Source organism: Geodermatophilus bullaregiensis, assembly GCF_016907675.1.
Classification (GTDB): Bacteria; Actinomycetota; Actinomycetes; order Mycobacteriales; family Geodermatophilaceae; genus Geodermatophilus; species Geodermatophilus bullaregiensis.
The window spans coordinates 1,575,842-1,593,522 of sequence record NZ_JAFBCJ010000001.1 but is presented as its reverse complement, the minus strand read 5'-3'; the positions used below and the strand labels follow the sequence as shown (position 1 = coordinate 1,593,522).

Genomic DNA, 17,681 nt, shown 5'->3' with positions numbered 1-17,681 from the left:
GCCCGCCGTACGAGTGTTGCTCCGCAGGCCTCGAGTGCGCCGCCTCTTGTCTCGTCATCGCAGACCACGCCGCCAAGGGACGACATCCAAGCGCCTGTGCCGGCTCCGCCCCCGCTGTCTCTGGACGAGCCGGACATCGCGTTCGTCGGCGCGTGGCGCGACTACTCCTCTGGTCAGTGGACCTACCAGGTCGGGCTGCTCGGCTTTCCGGCTGACACGGTGGTCGAGATCAGCGGCTTCGACACTCACGGCAACGCGCGGGTGGCTCCCCTGGTGATGACGACGGCAGAGGGAACCTGGAATCCGTTCACCATCATGTCCGGAACGCCTTTCGCGTACGGCGGCACGTGCGACGACGCGGAGCCGGCGACGGTCACCGCGCGTGGCAGGGGCTTTCTGGTCACCGAGACCGCCCCGCGGCCGTCGGAGTGCGACGGGGGTGCTGCACTGGACGGTCCGTTTACTCGCCCGATCCATCCGACGCCGGTGCCGACGCCGGGTTACTCCTCCACGACCTTGGGAACCGGTGGAGCCTGACCCGACTGGACTGGTGCTAGCGGTACGGCTGGCCGGGCGGCCTGGACATGGTCGAGTTGTTGCAACAGATGGTGCAGAGCGGCGACGGTCGACGGGCAGTCCTGGAGGCGGTGCCTTCGCGGATCGTCGCCGGCGAGGCGGTGGATTCGGTCTAGGTCGTCGGCGCATGACCTGCGGTTCTCTCCTGAGCGACACTGCCGCCTCGCGCGGCGGTTGGTCACCGCGATTCCACCGACCGCTCGACGTAGACGACCAGCGCGCGCTGGACGGGCACCTGCTGCCGCAGGGGGGCGAACGCCATGTGACGACGCTCGCTCGTGCCGAGATCCAGGCCTCGGCGGCAGAGGAGGTGGCGGTCGGGATGGCGCCGGCACCGTGCGCAAGCACTTTCGCGTGCTGAGCCTCGTCCTGGACCTCGCCGTCCGCGACGGCCGGTTGGCCGGCAACCCCTGCGCCGGAGTCAAGCTCCCGCGCGCCGAGCGGGCCCGGCGCCGCTACCTCACCCACAGCCAGGTGCACGCGCTCGCCGCGGAGACAGCCCGACCTCGAGCGGGGACGCGACTCCCATATCGCGAGCGAGCCGTCATGGACTCCTACCGGCTGGTCGTTCTGGTGCTGGCCTACTGCGGTGTCCGCTGGGGCGAGCTCGCCGCCCGGAAGGTCGGCCGCGTAGACGTCGGGCGACGCCGTCTCGAGGTCGCCGAGTCGGTCGTCGAGGTCGACGGCGCCCTCGTCTGGGGTGTGCCCGAGGGTTACGAGCGCCGGTCGGTGCCCGTCCCGGCCTTCCTACTGGAGGAGCTCTGGAGGCACTTTGAGGGGTGCAGGTCGGACGACCTGCTGTTCACCGGTCTCCGTGGTGGAGCAGTGCTGCGCAACCGGATCTTCCGCCGCGCCGGCTTCGACCGCGCCGCTGCGGCCGTCGGCCTCGAGGGGTTGGTGCCGCACGAACTCCGGCACACGGCCACCAGCCTCGCCGTCTTTCAGGAGCCACGTGAAGGCCGTCCAGCGGATGCTCGGACACGCCCCGGCCGCGCTGACGCTCGACACCTACGCCGACCTGTTCGACGACGACCTCAACGCGGTGGCGGACCGGCTGGACGACGCGGCACGGCACGTCCGCGACGGTCTTGCGGGTCATCTGCGGACTGGAGACCAGAACGGCCTGGGCGGAGGACCGTCCGGGCCGTTCTGATGAACCGCTGAACTGCAGTTTCTGTGTGCCCCCGGCAGGATTCGAACCTGCGCACCCGCCTCCGGAGGGCGGTGCTCTATCCCCTGAGCTACGGGGGCTCGCGGTGGGGCAGGGGAGAAGTTACCAGCCCTCCCCGCGCGCTCCGCCGACGGGCGTCACGGTGCGGGCAGCGGCGTCCCGCCCCGCGCGGTCAGCATGCCGACCATCGTGGTGACCTCGGCGGCCTGCGTGTCGGCGATGGAGCGGGCGAGGGTCCGCACGGCCGTCTCGCTCGCGTTCCCGGCGGCGTACTGCGCCATGTCGAAGCCGCCCTGGTGGTGGCGGGTCATCAGCCGGAGGAACTCGACGTCGAACGCCGTCCCCGTCAGCGACCGCAGGTCGGCCAGCTCCGCCTCGGTGGCCATGCCGGGCATCGGCGCGCGATCGGCGCCGGACGTCGACGACGTGTCGTGTCCGGCGTGCGCGCCGCCCATCCAGGCCATGTGCTCGCCACCGGAGCGGGACAGGCCCCACAGCGACAGCCAGCCCTCCATCCGGCCGGCCTGGTTGGTCTGCGTGCTCGAGATGTCGAAGGCGAGCTGCCGGACCTCCGCGTCCTCGCTGCGCTCGAGGGCCAGGTTGGCCATCTCCACCCCCTGCCGGTGGTGCAGTGCCATGTCGCGGGAGAAGCCGGCGTCGACCGAGTCGGCGGTCGGCGTCTCCTGCTGGCCGATGCCCAGCCCCACCGCCAGCCCGCCCCCGAGCGCGACGAGCGCGACCGCGATGACGGCCAGGAGCGCGGCCCGCAGGCCGCGCCCCCGCGGACCCGGAGCCGGGACCGGGGTCTCCTGGCCGGGACGGACGGCGGTGCCGGTCATCGGGACCTCACTGCGTGGCCGGCGCGCCCGAGCCCTCGGCGGCCGGGGTCGGCGTGGTCGGCGCGTCGGTGGGACCGACCTGCTCGCTCGGGTCGCCGGCCACCAGCGGGTCGGCGATGAAGGCGGGGTTCTCGCAGCTGGCGCCGACCTCCGGGTAGGCGCCCTCCACCTCGCTGTTGAAGGTGAGGAAGTCGGCGAACTGCTCGATCCGCGGGTCGTCGGCGGAGTCGACCTTGAGCTGGTGGTTCCACGACTGCAGGCTCACCGCGGAGTCCAGCCCCGCGTAGGGCGACATGAGCCGCCCGGAGACGCCGTCGACCAGCTCCGACAGCCGCTCGACGTCGGCGTCGGAGACCTGGTCGGGGTCGTAGGCGACCCACACCGCGCCGTGCTCGAGCGAGTGGACGGCGTTCTCGTGCCGGACGTCGACGTCGTAGACGGTGCCCGTGCAGTCGGCCCAGACGCCGTCGTGCGGCCCGCCGACCGGCGGGGACTGGTCGTACTCGACCGGGGTGGTCACGTGCTCCTGCCCGGCGGCGTACTCGAAGCTCTCGATGCCGGCGATCTCGTCGATCGCGTCGACCTGCTGGGCGTCGGCCTCGCGCACCTGGACCACCGCGTAGGTGATGGCCGCGGCGGCGAAGACGACGACCGCGACGGCCGCGGCGATGAGCCCCCACGGCCGCTGGTGGGTCACCACCTGCGTCGGCGGCCGCGTGCGGCCCCGGCCGGTGGCCCGGCTCGCCCCCGCGGGGCGGGCGCCGGAGCCGGACCGGCTCGATCCGCCCCCGGTCCGGCCGGCATCGGGCTTGCGGTCCTTGGCCACGGGGTCCTCCTCGTCCTCGGCTCGATCGCCGTCCGGTGTCGTCGACGCGGCGGCTGGGGTGGTGCTCCCGCGCGGGGCGGCCCAGGATGGGGGCCTCCGGCCCCGTGGCCGCTGCTCGTCCGCGAGTCTAGGTCGGTTCCCTGTGGGCTCCCCGACCGCGCGGGTGCGGCGGGCAGGCGCGTCGCGCCCGCTGCGTACGATCACGCGGTGACACCCGAGCAGTTGCGCGACCTCGTCCGGACCGCTGTCGGGGCGGTCGTCGAGCGCGGCACGCTCGCCGTCGCCGTCCCCGACGACGTCCTCGTCGAGCGTCCCAAGAACCCCGAGCACGGCGACTACGCCACCAACGTGGCTCTGCGCCTGGCCAAGCCGGCCGGCATGCCGCCGCGCGCCGTCGCCGACCTGCTGGCCGAGGAGCTGCGCGCCCAGCCGGGCGTGGCCCGCGTCGACGTCGCCGGCCCCGGCTTCCTCAACGTCACCCTCGCCCGGGGCGCGCTGGGCCGGATCGCGGTGGACGCGGTCACCGCGGGGGAGGCCTACGGTCGCACCGACGAGTTGGCGGGCCGGCGGCTGAACCTGGAGTTCGTCTCGGCCAACCCGACCGGCCCGGTGCACATCGGTGCCGTCCGCTGGGCCGCCGTCGGCGACGCACTGGGGCGGCTGCTCGAGGCCGCCGGCGGGGTCGTGACGCGCGAGTACTACTTCAACGACGCCGGGTCGCAGATCGACCGGTTCGCCCGCAGTCTGCAGGCCGCGGCGCACGGCCGCCCGGTGCCCCAGGACGGGTACGCCGGCGCCTACGTCGAGGACATCGCCGCCCAGGTCGTCGCAGCCGAGCCCGGGTTGCTCGAGCGCCCCGACGACGAGCAGTTCGCCGTCTTCCGCACCCGGGGCGTGGAGCTCATGTGGGTGGAGATCCGCACCTCGCTGGCCGACTTCGGCGTCGTCTTCGACGTCTACTTCTCCGAGCGGACCCTGCACGAGACCGGCGCCCTGGACAAAGCGGTGGCCCGGCTGCGCGAGCAGGGCCACGTCTACGAGGCCGACGGCGCCGTCTGGCTGCGGACGACGGACTTCGGCGACGACAAGGACCGCGTCCTGGTCAAGGGGGACGGCGAGCCGACCTACTTCGCCGCCGACTGCGCCTACTACCTCGACAAGCGCGAGCGCGGCTTCGAGAAGGTCGTGATCATGCTCGGCGCCGACCACACCGGCTACGTCGGCCGGTACAAGGCGCTGGTCGCCGCCTTCGGTGACGACCCGTCGGACGACCTCGAGATCCTCATCGGTCAGCTCGTCAACCTGGTGAAGGGCGGCGAGCCGGTCCGCATGAGCAAGCGCGCCGGCAACGTGGTGAACCTGGGTGACCTCGTCGACGCGATCGGCGCGGACGCGGCCCGCTACGCGCTGGCGCGCACCTCGATGGACCAGACGATCGACCTCGACCTGGACCTGTGGAGCCGGCAGACCAACGACAACCCGGTCTTCTACGTCCAGTACGCGCACGCCCGCATCGCCTCGGTGCTGCGCAACGCCGCCGACCTCGGGCTGTCGCTGGGCGAGGCGTCCGGTGTCGACGTCACCCTGCTGGTCCACGAGCGGGAGAACGACCTGCTGCGGGCGCTCGGCGAGTTCCCGCGCGTCCTCACCGGCGCCGCCGAGCTGCGCGCCCCGCACCGGGTGGCCCGCTACCTGGAGGAGCTGGCCGGCACCTACCACCGCTTCTACGACGCCTGCCGGGTGCTGCCCCGCGGCGACGAGGAGGCCGGGCCGCTGACCACCGCGCGGCTGTGGGTGTGCGCGGCCACCGCCGTGGTGCTGCGCAACGGCCTCGGTGTCCTCGGCGTCTCCGCACCGGAGCGGATGTGAGGGCGCACCCCGCGGGGCCGCTGCACGGCGGCATGACCCCGCCGCCGTCGGTCGGGCTCCCGCCGGCCGACCTCGGCGCCCTCGACCCGCAGGTGTGGCCGCGCTCGGCGCGGCGGGTCGGCGGCGAGCTGCACCTGGGCGGCACGCCGGTCACCGAGCTGGTGCGCGCCCACGGCACCCCGCTGTTCGTCCTCGACGAGGACGACTTCCGCGGCCGCGCCGCCGACTTCGCCGGGGCCTTCGACGGCGCCGACGTCCACTACGCCTCCAAGGCGTTCCTCTGCGGGCAGGTGGCCCGCTGGATCGCCGACGACGGCCTGCACCTGGACGCCTGCAGCGGCAACGAGCTCGCCGTCGCGCTGGCCGCCGGGTTCCCCGCCGAGCGGATCGCGCTGCACGGCAACAACAAGTCGCTCCTCGAGCTGCGGCTGGCCGTCGACGCCGGCATCGGCCGGATCGTCGTCGACTCCTTCGACGAGATCGACCGGCTGGTGCCGCTGGCCGAGGCGAGCGGGCGGCCGGTGTCGGTCCTCGTCCGCGCGACCGTCGGCATCGAGGCGCACACCCACGAGTTCATCGCCACCGCGCACGAGGACCAGAAGTTCGGCTTCTCGCTGGCCACCGGCGACGCGCTGACCGCCGCCGTGCGGGTCATCCGCGAGCCGTCGCTGCACCTCGCGGGGCTGCACAGCCACATCGGCTCGCAGATCTTCGACACCGCCGGCTTCGAGGCCGCCGCGCACCGGGTGGTCGGCCTGCTCGGCCAGGTGCACCAGGCCACCGGGGAGCTGCTCGGCGAGCTCAACCTCGGCGGCGGCTTCGGCATCGCCTACCTCCCCGACGACGACCCGGTCCCCCCCGTCGACGTCGCCCGGCGGCTGCGCACCGTCGTCGCCGCCGAGTGCGCCGCGCTGGACCTGCCGGTGCCGCGGCTGGCCGTCGAGCCCGGGCGGGCCATCGCCGGCCCCGGCACGGTCACCCTCTACGAGATCGGCACGATCAAGCCGGTCCGCCTCGGCAGCGGCGGGCACGGCGCGCCGCAGGTGCGCAACTACGTCTCCGTCGACGGCGGGATGAGCGACAACATCCGCACCGCCCTCTACGACGCGGACTACACCTGCGTGCTGGCCAACCGCACCTCCGACGCCGCGCCGGCGCTGTGCCGCGTCGTCGGCAAGCACTGCGAGAGCGGCGACGTGCTGGTGCGCGACCTGTGGCTGCCGTCGGACGTGCAGCCCGGCGACCTGCTCGCCGTCGCCGCGACCGGCGCGTACTGCTGGTCGATGGCCAGCAACTACAACTACCTGCTCAAGCCGCCGGTGGTGGCCGTCAGGGACGGCGCCGCCACCGAGGTCGTGCGGCGGCAGACACTGGCGGACGTGTTCGCCCTCGACGCCGTCCTCGCCGGCACCCCGGCGCCGTCCCCGGCGATCGACCAGCCCGCCCCCGAGCACCCCGTGGGAGCGCGATCGTGACGCCGCTCAAGGTGGCCCTCCTCGGCTGCGGCACCGTCGGCAGTGCGGTGCTGCGGCTGGTCGAGGAGCAGGCCGAGGACCTCACCGCCCGGGTCGGCCGGCCCGTGGAGATCGTCGGCGTCGCCGTCCGCCGGCCCGACCGCCACCCCGAGGTGCCCGAGGGGCTGCTCACCACCGACGCCCTCGGCCTGGTCACCCGCGACGACGTCGACCTCGTCGTCGAGGTCATCGGCGGCCTCGAGCCGGCCCGCACGCTGCTGCTGGCCGCCTTCGAGGCGGGCAAGTCGGTGGTCAGCGCGAACAAGGCGCTGCTGGCCGAGGACGGCGTCGCACTGCACGCCGCGGCGGTCAAGGCCGGCGTCGACCTGTACTACGAGGCCTCGGTGGCCGGGGCGATCCCGCTGCTGCGCCCGCTGCGCGAGTCGCTGGCCGGCGACCAGATCCGCCGCGTGGTCGGCATCGTCAACGGCACGACCAACTACATCCTGTCCCGCATGGCCGAGACCGGCGCCGGGTTCAGCGAGGCGCTGGCCGAGGCCACCGAGCTCGGCTACGCCGAGGCCGACCCCACCGCCGACGTCGACGGGTTCGACGCCGCCGCCAAGGGCGCCATCCTCGCCTCGCTGGCCTTCCACAGCGCCGTCACCGCCGCCGACGTGCACCGCGAGGGCATCTCCGCGGTCACCGCCACCGACGTCGCCCGCGCCACCGAGATCGGCTGCACGGTCAAGCTGCTGGCCATCTGCGAGCGGGTGCCGGGGGAGGAGGGCGACTCGGTCGCCGTCCGCGTGCACCCGGCGATGATCCCGACCAGCCACCCGCTGGCCGCCGTCGGCGGGGCCTTCAACGCCGTGTTCGTCGAGGCCGAGGCCGCCGGGCAGCTGATGTTCTACGGGCAGGGCGCCGGCGGCGAGCCCACGGCCAGCGCCGTGCTCGGCGACCTGGTCGCCGTCGCGCGCAACCGGGTGTCCGGCGCCGCGGGGGCCGGGCCCACCGCCTACGCCGACCTGCCCGCCCGGCCGATCGCCGAGACGCCGACCCGCTACCACGTCAGCCTCGACGTCGCCGACGTCCCGGGTGTGCTGGCGACCGTGGCCACGGAGTTCGCCCGGCACGAGGTGAGCATCGCCACCGTCCGCCAGGACGGCCACGGCGACGCCGCCACACTGGTCATCGTGACGCACAGCGCCCCGGACGCGGCGCTGTCGGCGACGATCGCCGCACTGCGGGAGGTGCCCGCCGTCCGCGGGGTCACCAGCGTGCTGAGGGTGGAGGGTCTGTCATGACGGAGACGCTGCGCGGTGCCGTCTCGCCGGTCTGGCCGGGGCTGATCGAGGCCTACCGGTCGCGGCTGCCGGTCAGCGCCACGACGCCGGTGATCACCCTGCACGAGGGGGCCACGCCGCTGGTGCCGGCGGTCGAGCTGTCCCGCCGCACCGGCTGCGAGGTGTTCCTCAAGGTCGAGGGCGCCAACCCGACCGGGTCGTTCAAGGACCGCGGCATGACCATGGCCATCACCAAGGCCGTGGAGGAGGGCGCGCAGGCGGTCATCTGCGCCTCGACCGGCAACACCAGCGCCAGCGCCGCCGCCTACGCCGCACGGGCCGGCATCGTGTGCGCCGTCCTCGTGCCCACGGGCAAGATCGCGCTGGGCAAGCTCGCCCAGGCGCTGGTGCACGGCGCCAAGCTGCTGCAGGTCGAGGGCAACTTCGACGACTGCCTGGCACTGGCCAGCAAGCTGGCCATCGACTACCCGGTGAGCCTGGTCAACAGCGTCAACCAGTACCGCATCGAGGGGCAGAAGACCGCCTCCTTCGAGGTCGTCGACGTGCTCGGCGACGCCCCCGACGTGCACTGTCTGCCGGTCGGCAACGCCGGCAACATCACCGCCTACTGGCAGGGCTACCGCGAGTACGCCGCCGACGGGCCGGCCACCCACACCCCGCGGATGTGGGGCTTCCAGGCCGCCGGCGCCGCGCCGATCGTCACCGGTCAGGTGGTCGAGCAGCCGACCACCATCGCCACCGCCATCCGGATCGGCAACCCCGCGTCCTGGACCAAGGCGCTGGCCGCGCGCGACGAGTCGGGCGGGCGGATCGACGCGGTCACCGACCGCGAGATCCTCGCCGCCTACCGGCTGCTGGCCCGCAGCGAGGCGGTCTTCGTCGAGCCGGCCTCGGCCGCCTCGGTGGCCGGCCTGCTCAAGGTGGCCGCCGCCGGGGAGCTCGCGCCGGGGCAGCGCGTCGTCTGCACCGTCACCGGCAACGGGCTCAAGGACCCGGACTGGGCCATCTCCGGCGCGCCCGCCCCGGTCACCGTGCCGGTCGACGCCGCCGCGGCCGCCACGCAGCTGGGCCTCTGATGGGAGGACCACGTCCTCCCCTCCGCTCGCACGCTCGCGAGGGGACCCGGGACGTGGCCGGGTCCACTGTGCGGGTCCGCGTCCCCGCGACCAGCGCCAACCTCGGCCCCGCGTTCGACTGCGCCGGCATCGCACTGACCCTGCACGACGTCGTCGGGTTCGCCGTCGCCGACTCCGGGCTCACCGTCGAGGTGTCCGGCGTCGGGGCGGGGGAGCTGCCCACCGACGGGTCGCACCTGGTCGTGCGGGCGTTCCGCGCGGCCTGCGACGTCCTCGGGTGGTCCCCGCCCGGGCTGCGGGTGGTCGCGGAGAACGGCATCCCCCAGGGGCGGGGGATGGGGTCGTCGGCCGCCGCGGTGGTCGCCGGCGTGGTCGGCGCCTTCGAGCTGTGCCCCGACGTCGACGTCCGCGACGACGGCGCGGTCCTCCGGCTGGCCACGGAGCTCGAGGGGCACCCGGACAACGTGGCGCCGTGCCTGCTCGGCGGCGCGACGCTGTCGTGGATGACCGGCGGCGCCGCGCGTGCCGCCCGGCTCGCGGTCCTCCCGGGCCTGCGACCCGTGGTGCTGGTGCCGGAGGCCACGCTGTCCACGCACCTCGCCCGCGGGCTGCTGCCCGACGCGGTCCCGCACACCGACGCCGCCACCACCGCCGGCCGGGCCGCGCTGCTGGTCCACGCGCTGACCCGGGAGCCCGGACTGCTGCTCGAGGCCACCGAGGACCGGCTGCACCAGCGCCAGCGTGCCGCGGCGATGCCCGGCTCGCTCGACCTGCTCGACCGGCTGCGCGCCGCGGGACACCCCGCGGTGGTCTCCGGCGCCGGCCCGAGCCTGCTCGTCCTCGCCGGGGGGGACGAGGACGCGGTGTCCGGGGTGAGCTCACTCACCCCGGAGGGGTGGTGTCTGTACCCCCTCGAGGTGGACCCCGACGGAGCCTGCGTGCTGCCCGCTGCACCTGGGGTATCGTCTCGATAACGAGGAACACGCTGCCGCCCAGCGGTGTTGTCCCGTCCGTGGGGTGAGTCTAGTCTTCGGCTCAGCCGCCCCCTCGGGCGAGCCTCGCGCGGGACGTTGCAGACGTTCTCACCCGTCGGCGCTGATCCGCCCCGCACCCACTCGATCCGCCGTCTGTCCCGCTGTCCCGTCATCCGGCCGGACAGGCAGGCGCCGGGTCACCCCCTGCGCTGGTAGGCGCAGGTCACCGCAGGGAAGGACCTGTACGTGAGCGAAACCACCGACCTCGCCACCGTCGGTGCCCCCGAGGGCGCCGGAACGGGCGAGGCCCCCGCCGGCTCCGGGACGGCGGGCCGATCCCGCCGCCGCGGCAGCGGGCTGGCCGGGATGCTGCTCCCCGAGCTCCAGCGGCTCGCGGCCGAGCTGGGCATCTCCGGCACCGGCCGCATGCGCAAGGGCGACCTCGTCGCCGCCATCTCCGCCCGTCAGGTCGGCGGCGGGACCCCGGGCGGCAGCAGCGTCCCGGCGCCCAGCGCCCCGGCCGACGACGCGACCACCGGGGCGCCCGAGCCGCGCGGCATCGCCGCGACCGCCGCGCCGGTCGAGGCCCCCGTCAGCGGCGGCGCCAACGGCGGCCCCCTGACCGCCTCGCCGCCCACCGAGGGCACCGAGAGCGCACCCCGCCGTCGCCGCGCGGCCAGCCGCCCCGCCGGCGCCCCCACCGAGGGCGCCGCCGAGCCGGCCACGGCTCCCGATCAGGCCACGGCTCCCGAGCAGGCCGCCGCCGCCGCGCCGGCCGCGCCGCCCGCGGAGCGCACCGACGGCGAGCGCGCCGACGGCCGGCCCGCCGGCGGGCAGGACGAGCGCACCGACGGCGACCGCACCGAGGGTGACCGTCCGCGCCGGGACCGCAACCGCACCGGGCGCGACCGCGAGGCCACCCGCGACGGCGAGCGGCCCGAGCGCGCCGAGCGCACCCGCGACGGCAACGGCCGCGACGGCGAGCGCACCGGCACGGGCCGCGACGGTCGCGCCGACCGCGACCGCGACGGCACCGGCCGCGACGGCAGCCGCGGCCCCGACCGCGGCGAGCGGCCCGACCGCGGCGGCCGGCCGGACAACCGCAACGACACCCGCAACGAGCGCGGCAACGACCGTGGCAACGACCGCGACGAGGACGACGACGACTTCGAGGGTGGCCGCGGCCGCCGCGGTCGCCGGTACCGCGACCGCAACCGCCGCGGCGGGCGCGAGCGCTTCGACCAGCCGACCGAGCCCACCGTCAGCGACGACGACGTCCTGCTGCCGGTCGCCGGCATCCTCGACGTCCTCGACAACTACGCGTTCGTCCGCACGTCGGGCTACCTGACCGGCCCGAACGACGTCTACGTCTCGCTGTCGCAGGTGCGGCGGCACGGCCTGCGGCGCGGTGACGCCATCACCGGCGCCGTCCGCCAGCCGCGGGAGGGGGAGCGCAAGGACAAGTACAACGCGCTCGTCCGCCTCGACACCGTCAACGGCCTGGACCCCGAGCAGGCGCGCAACCGCCCGGAGTTCACCAAGCTGACGCCGCTCTACCCGCAGGAGCGCCTGCGGCTGGAGACCGAGCCGCACCAGCTGACCACCCGGGTCATCGACCTGGTCATGCCGATCGGCAAGGGGCAGCGCGCGCTGATCGTCAGCCCGCCCAAGGCCGGCAAGACGATGGTGCTGCAGTCGCTGGCCAACGCGATCACGACGAACAACCCCGAGTGCCACCTCATGGTCGTCCTCGTCGACGAGCGGCCCGAGGAGGTCACCGACATGCAGCGCTCGGTGAAGGGCGAGGTCATCGCCTCGACCTTCGACCGGCCGCCGTCGGACCACACCACGGTCGCGGAGCTGTCCATCGAGCGGGCCAAGCGCCTGGTCGAGATGGGCCACGACGTCGTCGTGCTGCTGGACTCGATCACCCGCCTGGGCCGCGCCTACAACCTGGCGGCCCCCGCCAGCGGGCGCATCCTCTCCGGTGGTGTCGACTCCACGGCGCTCTACCCGCCCAAGCGCTTCCTCGGCGCCGCCCGCAACATCGAGAACGGCGGCTCGCTGACCATCATCGCCTCGGCGCTGGTGGAGACCGGCTCCACGATGGACACGGTCATCTTCGAGGAGTTCAAGGGCACCGGTAACGCGGAGATCAAGCTGGACCGCCGGCTGGCGGACAAGCGGGTCTTCCCGGCCGTCGACGTCAACGCGTCGGGCACGCGCAAGGAGGAGATCCTCATGTCGCCCGACGAGCTGGCCATCGTCATCAAGCTGCGCCGGGTGCTCGCCGCGCTCGAGCCGCAGCAGGCCCTGGAGCTGCTCCTCGGCCAACTGCGCAAGACGCGCAACAACGTCGAGTTCCTCATGCAGGTCCAGAAGAACACGCCCGGCCCGGGCAACGACTGAGCAAGGACCCGCCTGCCCCTGTCGCTCGCACGCCCGCGGCGGGGACCCGGGACGGGGCCACCCGCCGGGGGGCCCGGCCGATCAGGGACACTGGTCGGCCGAGCCCCGCTGCGCGGCCGGAATGACCGGCCGGCCGCCGGCGTTCGACCACCTGAACGGCACAGACTCCGGAAGAGGCGATATGAAGCCCGGCATCCACCCCGAGTACCACACCACCACGGTGACCTGTGGCTGCGGGAACACCTTCACCACCCGCAGCACGGCGCCCGGTGGTCAGCTCACCGTCGAGACCTGCTCGGCCTGCCACCCCTTCTACACCGGCAAGCAGCGCATCCTCGACACCGGTGGCCGCGTGGCCCGCTTCGAGAAGCGGTTCGGCAAGCGCGGCGCGAACGCCGGCAAGTAGCACTCCCGACGGCGCCCGTCCCACCTCGTGTGGGACGGGCGCCGTCGTCGTGTCCAGCCCGTCCCACCCGTGCACTCCGCCGAACCGCACCGTGCACCTCCGCGGAGGTGCACACCCGCCTGAGAGGTCCCCGATGAGCAGCCCCACCGACGCCGCACCCGACCGGCTGCGCGGGCTGCTCGACGAGCACGCCGCGCTGGAGACCGAGCTGGCCGACCCGGCCGTGCACGCCGACGCGGCGCGCGCCCGCCGGCTGGGCCGCCGCTACGCCCAGCTCGCCCCGCTGGTGGAGACCGCGCGGGCGCTCGACGCCGCCCGCGACGACCTGTCCGCAGCCCTCGAGCTGGCCACGGAGGACCCGTCCTTCGCCGAGGAGGCCCGCGGGCTCGAGGTGCGCATCGAGGAGCTGACCGACCGGCTGCGCTCCCAGCTGCTGCCCGAGGACCCCGACGACGACAAGGACGTCATCCTCGAGATCAAGGCGGGGGAGGGCGGCGCGGAGTCGGCCCTGTTCGCCGGCGACCTGCTGCGCATGTACCTGCGCTACGCCGAGCGCCGCGGCTGGGCCACCGAGGTGCTCGACGCCGTCCCCGCGGACCTCGGCGGCTACAAGGACGTCTCGATCGCGGTCAAGTCCCGCACCGACGAGGGCATCTGGTCGCGGCTGAAGTTCGAGGGCGGCGTGCACCGCGTGCAGCGGGTGCCGGTCACCGAGTCGCAGGGCCGCATCCACACCTCCGCCGTCGGCGTCCTCGTGCTGCCCGAGGCGGAGGAGGTCGACGTCACCGTCGACCCGAACGACCTGCGCATCGACGTGTTCCGCTCCTCGGGACCCGGCGGGCAGAGCGTGAACACCACCGACTCCGCCGTCCGCATCACCCACCTGCCCACCGGCATCGTGGTCAGCTCGCAGAACGAGAAGAGCCAGCTGCAGAACCGCGAGTCGGCGCTGCGGGTGCTGCGCTCGCGGCTGCTGGCCGCGGCCCGCGAGGAGGCCGCCGCCACCGCCAGCGACCAGCGCCGCAGCCAGGTCCGCACCGTCGACCGCAGCGAGCGGGTGCGCACCTACAACTTCCCGGAGAGCCGCCTCTCCGACCACCGCGTGGGCTTCAAGGCGCACAACCTCGACCAGGTGCTCGACGGCGAGCTCGACCCGGTCATCGACGCCCTGACCCGCGCGCACACCGCCGAGCTCCTGGCGGCCGGCTCCTGAACCCGCGCCCGCTGCTCGCCGACGCTGCCCGCCGGCTGGCCGAGGCAGGCGTCGAGTCGCCCCGGGTGGACGCCGAGCTGCTGCTCGCCCACGTGCTCCGGGTCCCGCGCACGGCCCTGCTCACCCTCGACGACGTGCCGGACGACGCCGCCGCCCGCTTCACCGCGCTGCTCGACCAGCGCGCCACCCGCGTGCCGCTGCAGCACCTCACCGGCCGGGCGCCGTTCCGCCACCTCGACCTGGCCGTCGGGCCCGGCGTCTTCGTGCCGCGGCCGGAGACCGAGCAGCTCGTCGAGTGGGCGCTGGCCCAGCTGGCCGGCACCGGCGAGCCGGTCGTCGTCGACCTGGGCAGCGGGTCGGGCGCCATCGCGCTGTCGATCGCCCACGAGCTCCCCGGCGCCCGGGTCACCGCCGTCGAGCGCGACCCCGGCGCGATCGAGTGGACCCGCCACAACGCCGCGCTGAGGTCCGCCGCCGGCGACCGGCCGGTCACCGTGCTCGCCGGCGACATGACCGACCCGGCGCTGCTGACCGACCTCGACGGCACCGTCGACCTCGTCGTCTCCAACCCGCCCTACGTCCCTGACGGCGCCTCCGTGCCGCGCGAGGTCGCCGAGCACGACCCGCCACTGGCGCTGTGGGGCGGTCCCGACGGCCTCGACGTCGTCCGCGGGCTGCTGCGCACCGCCGCGCGGCTGCTGCGGCCCGGCGGCGCGCTCGGCATCGAGCACGCCGACCAGCAGGGTGGCGCGCTGCCGGCCCTGGTGCGCTCGGCCGGCGGCTGGACCGACGTCGCCGACCACCCCGACCTCGCCGGACGCCCGCGCTTCACCACCGCCCGGCGGGCGGCGGGGGCGGCTGGGGGAGACTGACCGCCCGTGGCCGATCTCTACGACTGCACCGACCCCGAGGCGCGCGCCGCCGGACTGGACGCCGCCGCGGCGGCGATCGGCCGCGGCGAGCTGGTCCTGCTGCCCACGGACACCGTCTACGGCGTCGGGGCCGACGCCTTCTCACCCGCCGCCGTCACCGGCCTGCTCGCCGCGAAGAACCGCGGCCGCGCGATGCCGGTGCCCGTGCTCGTCGGGGAGGCCTCCACGCTGGCCGGCCTCGTGACGACCGTGCCGCCGCTCGCCTCCCGGCTGGCCGAGGCGTTCTGGCCCGGTGGGCTGACCCTCGTCGTCGAGCACGCGCCGTCCCTGGCCTGGGACCTCGGGGACGCCGAGGGCACGGTCGCCGTCCGGCTGCCCGACGACGACGTCGCCCGCGACCTGCTCCGCCGCACCGGTCCGCTCGCCGTCTCCAGCGCCAACCGCTCCGGCCGGCCCGCCGCGACGACGGCGCAGGAGGCGGTCGACCAGCTGGGCGAGCACGCCGCGGTGGTCCTCGACGGCGGTCCGCGGACCGGGTCGGCGGCCAGCACGATCGTCGACTGCACCGGTCCCGTGCCGAGGGTGCTGCGGGTCGGCGCGGTGCCCGTGGCGGCGCTGCGCGAGGTCGTCCCGGAGACCACCGACTGAAGAAGGACCCCCCTGCCCCCCACCGCTCGCACGCTCGCGGCGGGCCCCTGCAGGCGGGCCGCCCCCTGCCCCCCACCGCTCGCACGCTCGCGGCGGGCCCCGCAGGCGGCAGGGGCTTCGGTGCCGCTGGGTCACAGGTGGGAGCGCTACCGTGGGTCGACCGGCCCCGTCGTCCGCACCGGCCCGCCCGTACCGCCCTGTCGTCTCGCCCCCGGGAGCACCGTCGCGATGAGCACGCCAGCCGCGCGCCCGGCCGGGCTCCCGAGCGGTCCCCGTCGAGGCTGAGCCGTGCGCGAGTACGCCGTCGTCCTGCTGACCGCTGCGCTGGTGACCTTCCTGGCCACCCCCGTCGTGCGGGTCGCGGCGATCCGGCTGCGGATGATGGCCGCGCCCCGCGAGCGGGACGTGCACGTCATCCCGACCCCGCGCGGCGGGGGAGTGGCGATGTACCTGGGCGTGGCCGCCGCGGTGCTCGTGGCCACCCGGCTGCCGGCGCTGCAGCGCACCTTCGACGACTCGCAGACCGCCGCGGTGCTCGTCGCCGGCGGGCTGATCTGCCTGCTCGGCGTCCTCGACGACAAGTTCGGCCTCGACGCGCTCACCAAGCTGACCGGCCAGATCGCCGCCGCCGGCGTCATGGTGCTCATCGGGGTGCAGCTGTCCTTCCTGTTCCTGCCGGTGGCCGACATCGGGACCCTGGTCCTCGGCTCCCAGGTCGGCGTGCCGGCGACCATCCTGCTGACCGTCGTCACGGTCAACGCGCTCAACTTCATCGACGGCCTCGACGGGCTGGCCGCGGGGGTCTCGGCGATCGCCGCGCTGGCCTTCTTCGCCTACAGCTACAACCTCAGCCGGGTCGGCTACGACGACGTCGCCAGCGCCCCGGCCCTGATCACCGCCGTGCTGGCCGGCGCCTGCCTGGGCTTCCTGCCGCACAACTTCAGCCCGGCGCGCATCTTCATGGGCGACTCGGGATCGATGCTCGTCGGGCTGATGCTGTCGGCGGCCGCGGTCTCCGCGACCGGCCAGACCGACTCCCAGACGCTGGGCTCCGCGGCGAACCTCCTGCCGCTGACCCTGCCCCTGCTCGTGCCGATCGCGGTGCTGTTCATCCCGTTCGTCGACCTGCTCCTGGCCGTCGTCCGGCGGACCCGGCGGGGCCAGTCGCCGTTCTCACCCGACAAGATGCACCTGCACCACCGGCTGCTGGCCATCGGCCACTCGCACCGCCGGGCGGTGCTGACCATGTACTTCTGGGCCGCTCTCCTGTCCTTCGGCGCGGTGGCACTGTCCATCACCGGCGGCCGGGCGGAGCTGCTCGTCCTGATCGGGGTGCTGCTCGCCGTGGGAGTCGTCGTCGTCCTCAGTCCGCACGCCCGGCGCGCGGCCCGGGAGGCCCGGGCCGCCGAGATCGCCGCGCAGCGACGCCGCAGCCGCGCCGCCCACCCGACGGCGCGCACCCCGCGTGCGGCCGCCCCGCCGCCCGGCCCGGCCGGGGCCGCGGACCGCCCGGACACCGCACCCGCCGTGCGCCGGACGAGTGCCGGGCAGGTGACCCCGTGACCCCCCGCCCGCGAGAACGACCCGGCTGGGACCTGTCCTTCCTGCGCGTCGGCGTCCTCGCGACCGCGGTGGTCGCCGCCGTCGCCGCGCTGGTCGCCGGGCTGGTGGGCGGCTGGGCCGACGCCGCCGGCGTGCTGGTGGGCGCGGCGGTGGTCACGTCCTTCTTCGTCGTCTCGGCCGTGGTGATCGCCTGGGCCGGTCGGATCGACGACACCTTCACCCTGCCGGCGGCGCTGGGGACCTTCTTCGTCAAGGCGCTGGTCCTCTTCGCGGTGCTCAACGCGCTGCCCGAGGACGGCTGGCTCGACCGGCTCACCATGGCCTGGTCGGTGATCGTCGGCGCGCTGCTCTGGAGCGGCGTGCAGCTGCGCTGGGTCTGGACCCGGCCGCTCTACTACGTGACGCCGCCCGCACCACCCGGTCAGGCGACGGCGCCCCCGGCACCGGGGAGGCCCACGACACGCGGCTGATAGTGTCC

The 17,681-nt window shown here is 74.9% G+C and carries 16 protein-coding genes and 1 tRNA gene; 14 read left to right on the top strand and 3 right to left on the bottom strand.

The genetic code is table 11. The features are described from left to right. Positions 1 to 96: 96 nt before the first annotated feature. Together JOD57_RS07370 and JOD57_RS07365 are read left to right on the top strand one after the other, a co-directional pair. Positions 97 to 537, top strand: a complete 441-nt coding sequence (locus JOD57_RS07370) for a hypothetical protein (protein WP_204691281.1) — start codon at positions 97 to 99, stop codon at positions 535 to 537. A 991-nt stretch (positions 538 to 1,528) separates the two neighbouring features. Beyond that, entirely contained in the window at positions 1,529 to 1,729 is a 201-nt protein-coding gene (locus tag JOD57_RS07365; protein ID WP_204691280.1) for a hypothetical protein, read from the top strand. A 26-nt stretch (positions 1,730 to 1,755) separates the two neighbouring features. On the opposite strand, the gene JOD57_RS07360 is transcribed toward JOD57_RS07365, so the two are convergent. The 3 genes from JOD57_RS07360 to JOD57_RS07350 form a co-directional block, all read right to left on the bottom strand. Further along, positions 1,756 to 1,827: transfer RNA gene (locus tag JOD57_RS07360), tRNA-Arg, on the bottom strand. Between the two features lie 57 nt (positions 1,828 to 1,884). Further along, positions 1,885 to 2,586 (bottom strand): DUF305 domain-containing protein, encoded by a 702-nt coding sequence (locus JOD57_RS07355; protein ID WP_204691279.1) that lies wholly within the window; start codon positions 2,584 to 2,586, stop codon positions 1,885 to 1,887. 7 nt (positions 2,587 to 2,593) lie between these two features. Continuing rightward, complete coding sequence (locus tag JOD57_RS07350; RefSeq protein ID WP_204691278.1) at positions 2,594 to 3,412, bottom strand: thioredoxin-like domain-containing protein; 819 nt, start codon at positions 3,410 to 3,412, stop codon at positions 2,594 to 2,596. A 207-nt stretch (positions 3,413 to 3,619) separates the two neighbouring features. Between JOD57_RS07350 and argS the strand changes: the two genes are divergently transcribed. The 12 genes from argS to JOD57_RS07290 all read left to right on the top strand — a co-directional run bounded on the left by argS (position 3,620) and on the right by JOD57_RS07290 (position 17,673). Then, the gene (gene argS / locus JOD57_RS07345) at positions 3,620 to 5,281 is read left to right on the top strand and encodes an arginine--tRNA ligase (protein ID WP_204691277.1); all 1,662 of its coding nucleotides are present in this window, start codon (positions 3,620 to 3,622) and stop codon (positions 5,279 to 5,281) included. Continuing rightward, positions 5,278 to 6,756 carry a diaminopimelate decarboxylase gene (lysA, locus tag JOD57_RS07340; RefSeq protein WP_204691276.1) on the top strand — a complete coding sequence of 493 codons (1,479 nt, stop codon included), beginning with the start codon at positions 5,278 to 5,280 and terminating at the stop codon, positions 6,754 to 6,756. The genes argS and lysA overlap by 4 nt, the downstream gene beginning before the upstream one ends. Next, positions 6,753 to 8,042 carry a homoserine dehydrogenase gene (locus JOD57_RS07335; protein ID WP_307824540.1) on the top strand — a complete coding sequence of 430 codons (1,290 nt, stop codon included), beginning with the start codon at positions 6,753 to 6,755 and terminating at the stop codon, positions 8,040 to 8,042. The genes lysA and JOD57_RS07335 overlap by 4 nt, the downstream gene beginning before the upstream one ends. Beyond that, entirely contained in the window at positions 8,039 to 9,118 is a 1,080-nt protein-coding gene (gene thrC / locus JOD57_RS07330; protein ID WP_204691275.1) for a threonine synthase, read from the top strand. Before JOD57_RS07335 ends, thrC begins: the two co-directional genes overlap by 4 nt. 53 nt (positions 9,119 to 9,171) lie before the next feature. Beyond that, the gene (gene thrB / locus JOD57_RS07325) at positions 9,172 to 10,092 is read left to right on the top strand and encodes a homoserine kinase (protein ID WP_307824539.1); all 921 of its coding nucleotides are present in this window, start codon (positions 9,172 to 9,174) and stop codon (positions 10,090 to 10,092) included. Positions 10,093 to 10,338: 246 nt separating this feature from the next. Continuing rightward, complete coding sequence (gene rho / locus JOD57_RS07320) at positions 10,339 to 12,501, top strand: transcription termination factor Rho (RefSeq protein WP_204691273.1); 2,163 nt, start codon at positions 10,339 to 10,341, stop codon at positions 12,499 to 12,501. 181 nt (positions 12,502 to 12,682) lie between these two features. Beyond that, positions 12,683 to 12,907: a 50S ribosomal protein L31 gene (gene rpmE / locus JOD57_RS07315; protein ID WP_091327662.1), complete on the top strand. Its 225-nt coding sequence runs from the start codon at positions 12,683 to 12,685 to the stop codon at positions 12,905 to 12,907. A 133-nt stretch (positions 12,908 to 13,040) separates the two neighbouring features. Continuing rightward, positions 13,041 to 14,120: a peptide chain release factor 1 gene (gene prfA, locus JOD57_RS07310; RefSeq protein ID WP_204691272.1), complete on the top strand. Its 1,080-nt coding sequence runs from the start codon at positions 13,041 to 13,043 to the stop codon at positions 14,118 to 14,120. Beyond that, complete coding sequence (gene prmC, locus JOD57_RS07305; RefSeq protein WP_204694712.1) at positions 14,117 to 14,992, top strand: peptide chain release factor N(5)-glutamine methyltransferase; 876 nt, start codon at positions 14,117 to 14,119, stop codon at positions 14,990 to 14,992. The genes prfA and prmC overlap by 4 nt, the downstream gene beginning before the upstream one ends. Positions 14,993 to 14,998: 6 nt before the next feature. Then, positions 14,999 to 15,640: an L-threonylcarbamoyladenylate synthase gene (locus JOD57_RS07300; protein ID WP_204691271.1), complete on the top strand. Its 642-nt coding sequence runs from the start codon at positions 14,999 to 15,001 to the stop codon at positions 15,638 to 15,640. 288 nt (positions 15,641 to 15,928) lie between these two features. Next, positions 15,929 to 17,203, top strand: coding sequence for a glycosyltransferase family 4 protein (locus JOD57_RS07295; RefSeq protein WP_204691270.1), 1,275 nt, complete (start codon positions 15,929 to 15,931; stop codon positions 17,201 to 17,203). Beyond that, positions 17,200 to 17,673, top strand: a complete 474-nt coding sequence (locus tag JOD57_RS07290) for a Cg1360 family ATP-synthase-associated protein (protein ID WP_204691269.1) — start codon at positions 17,200 to 17,202, stop codon at positions 17,671 to 17,673. Before JOD57_RS07295 ends, JOD57_RS07290 begins: the two co-directional genes overlap by 4 nt. Positions 17,674 to 17,681 lie beyond the last annotated feature (8 nt).

Excerpts from the sequence above, each read along its gene's own strand:
- JOD57_RS07355 (WP_204691279.1), bottom strand. The coding sequence starts at position 2,586 with ATGACCGGCACCGCCGTCCGTCCCGGCCAGGAGACCCCGGTCCCGGCT.
- thrC (WP_204691275.1), top strand. The coding sequence starts at position 8,039 with ATGACGGAGACGCTGCGCGGTGCCGTCTCGCCGGTCTGGCCGGGGCTG.
- rpmE (WP_091327662.1), top strand. The coding sequence starts at position 12,683 with ATGAAGCCCGGCATCCACCCCGAGTACCACACCACCACGGTGACCTGT.
- prfA (WP_204691272.1), top strand. The coding sequence starts at position 13,041 with ATGAGCAGCCCCACCGACGCCGCACCCGACCGGCTGCGCGGGCTGCTC.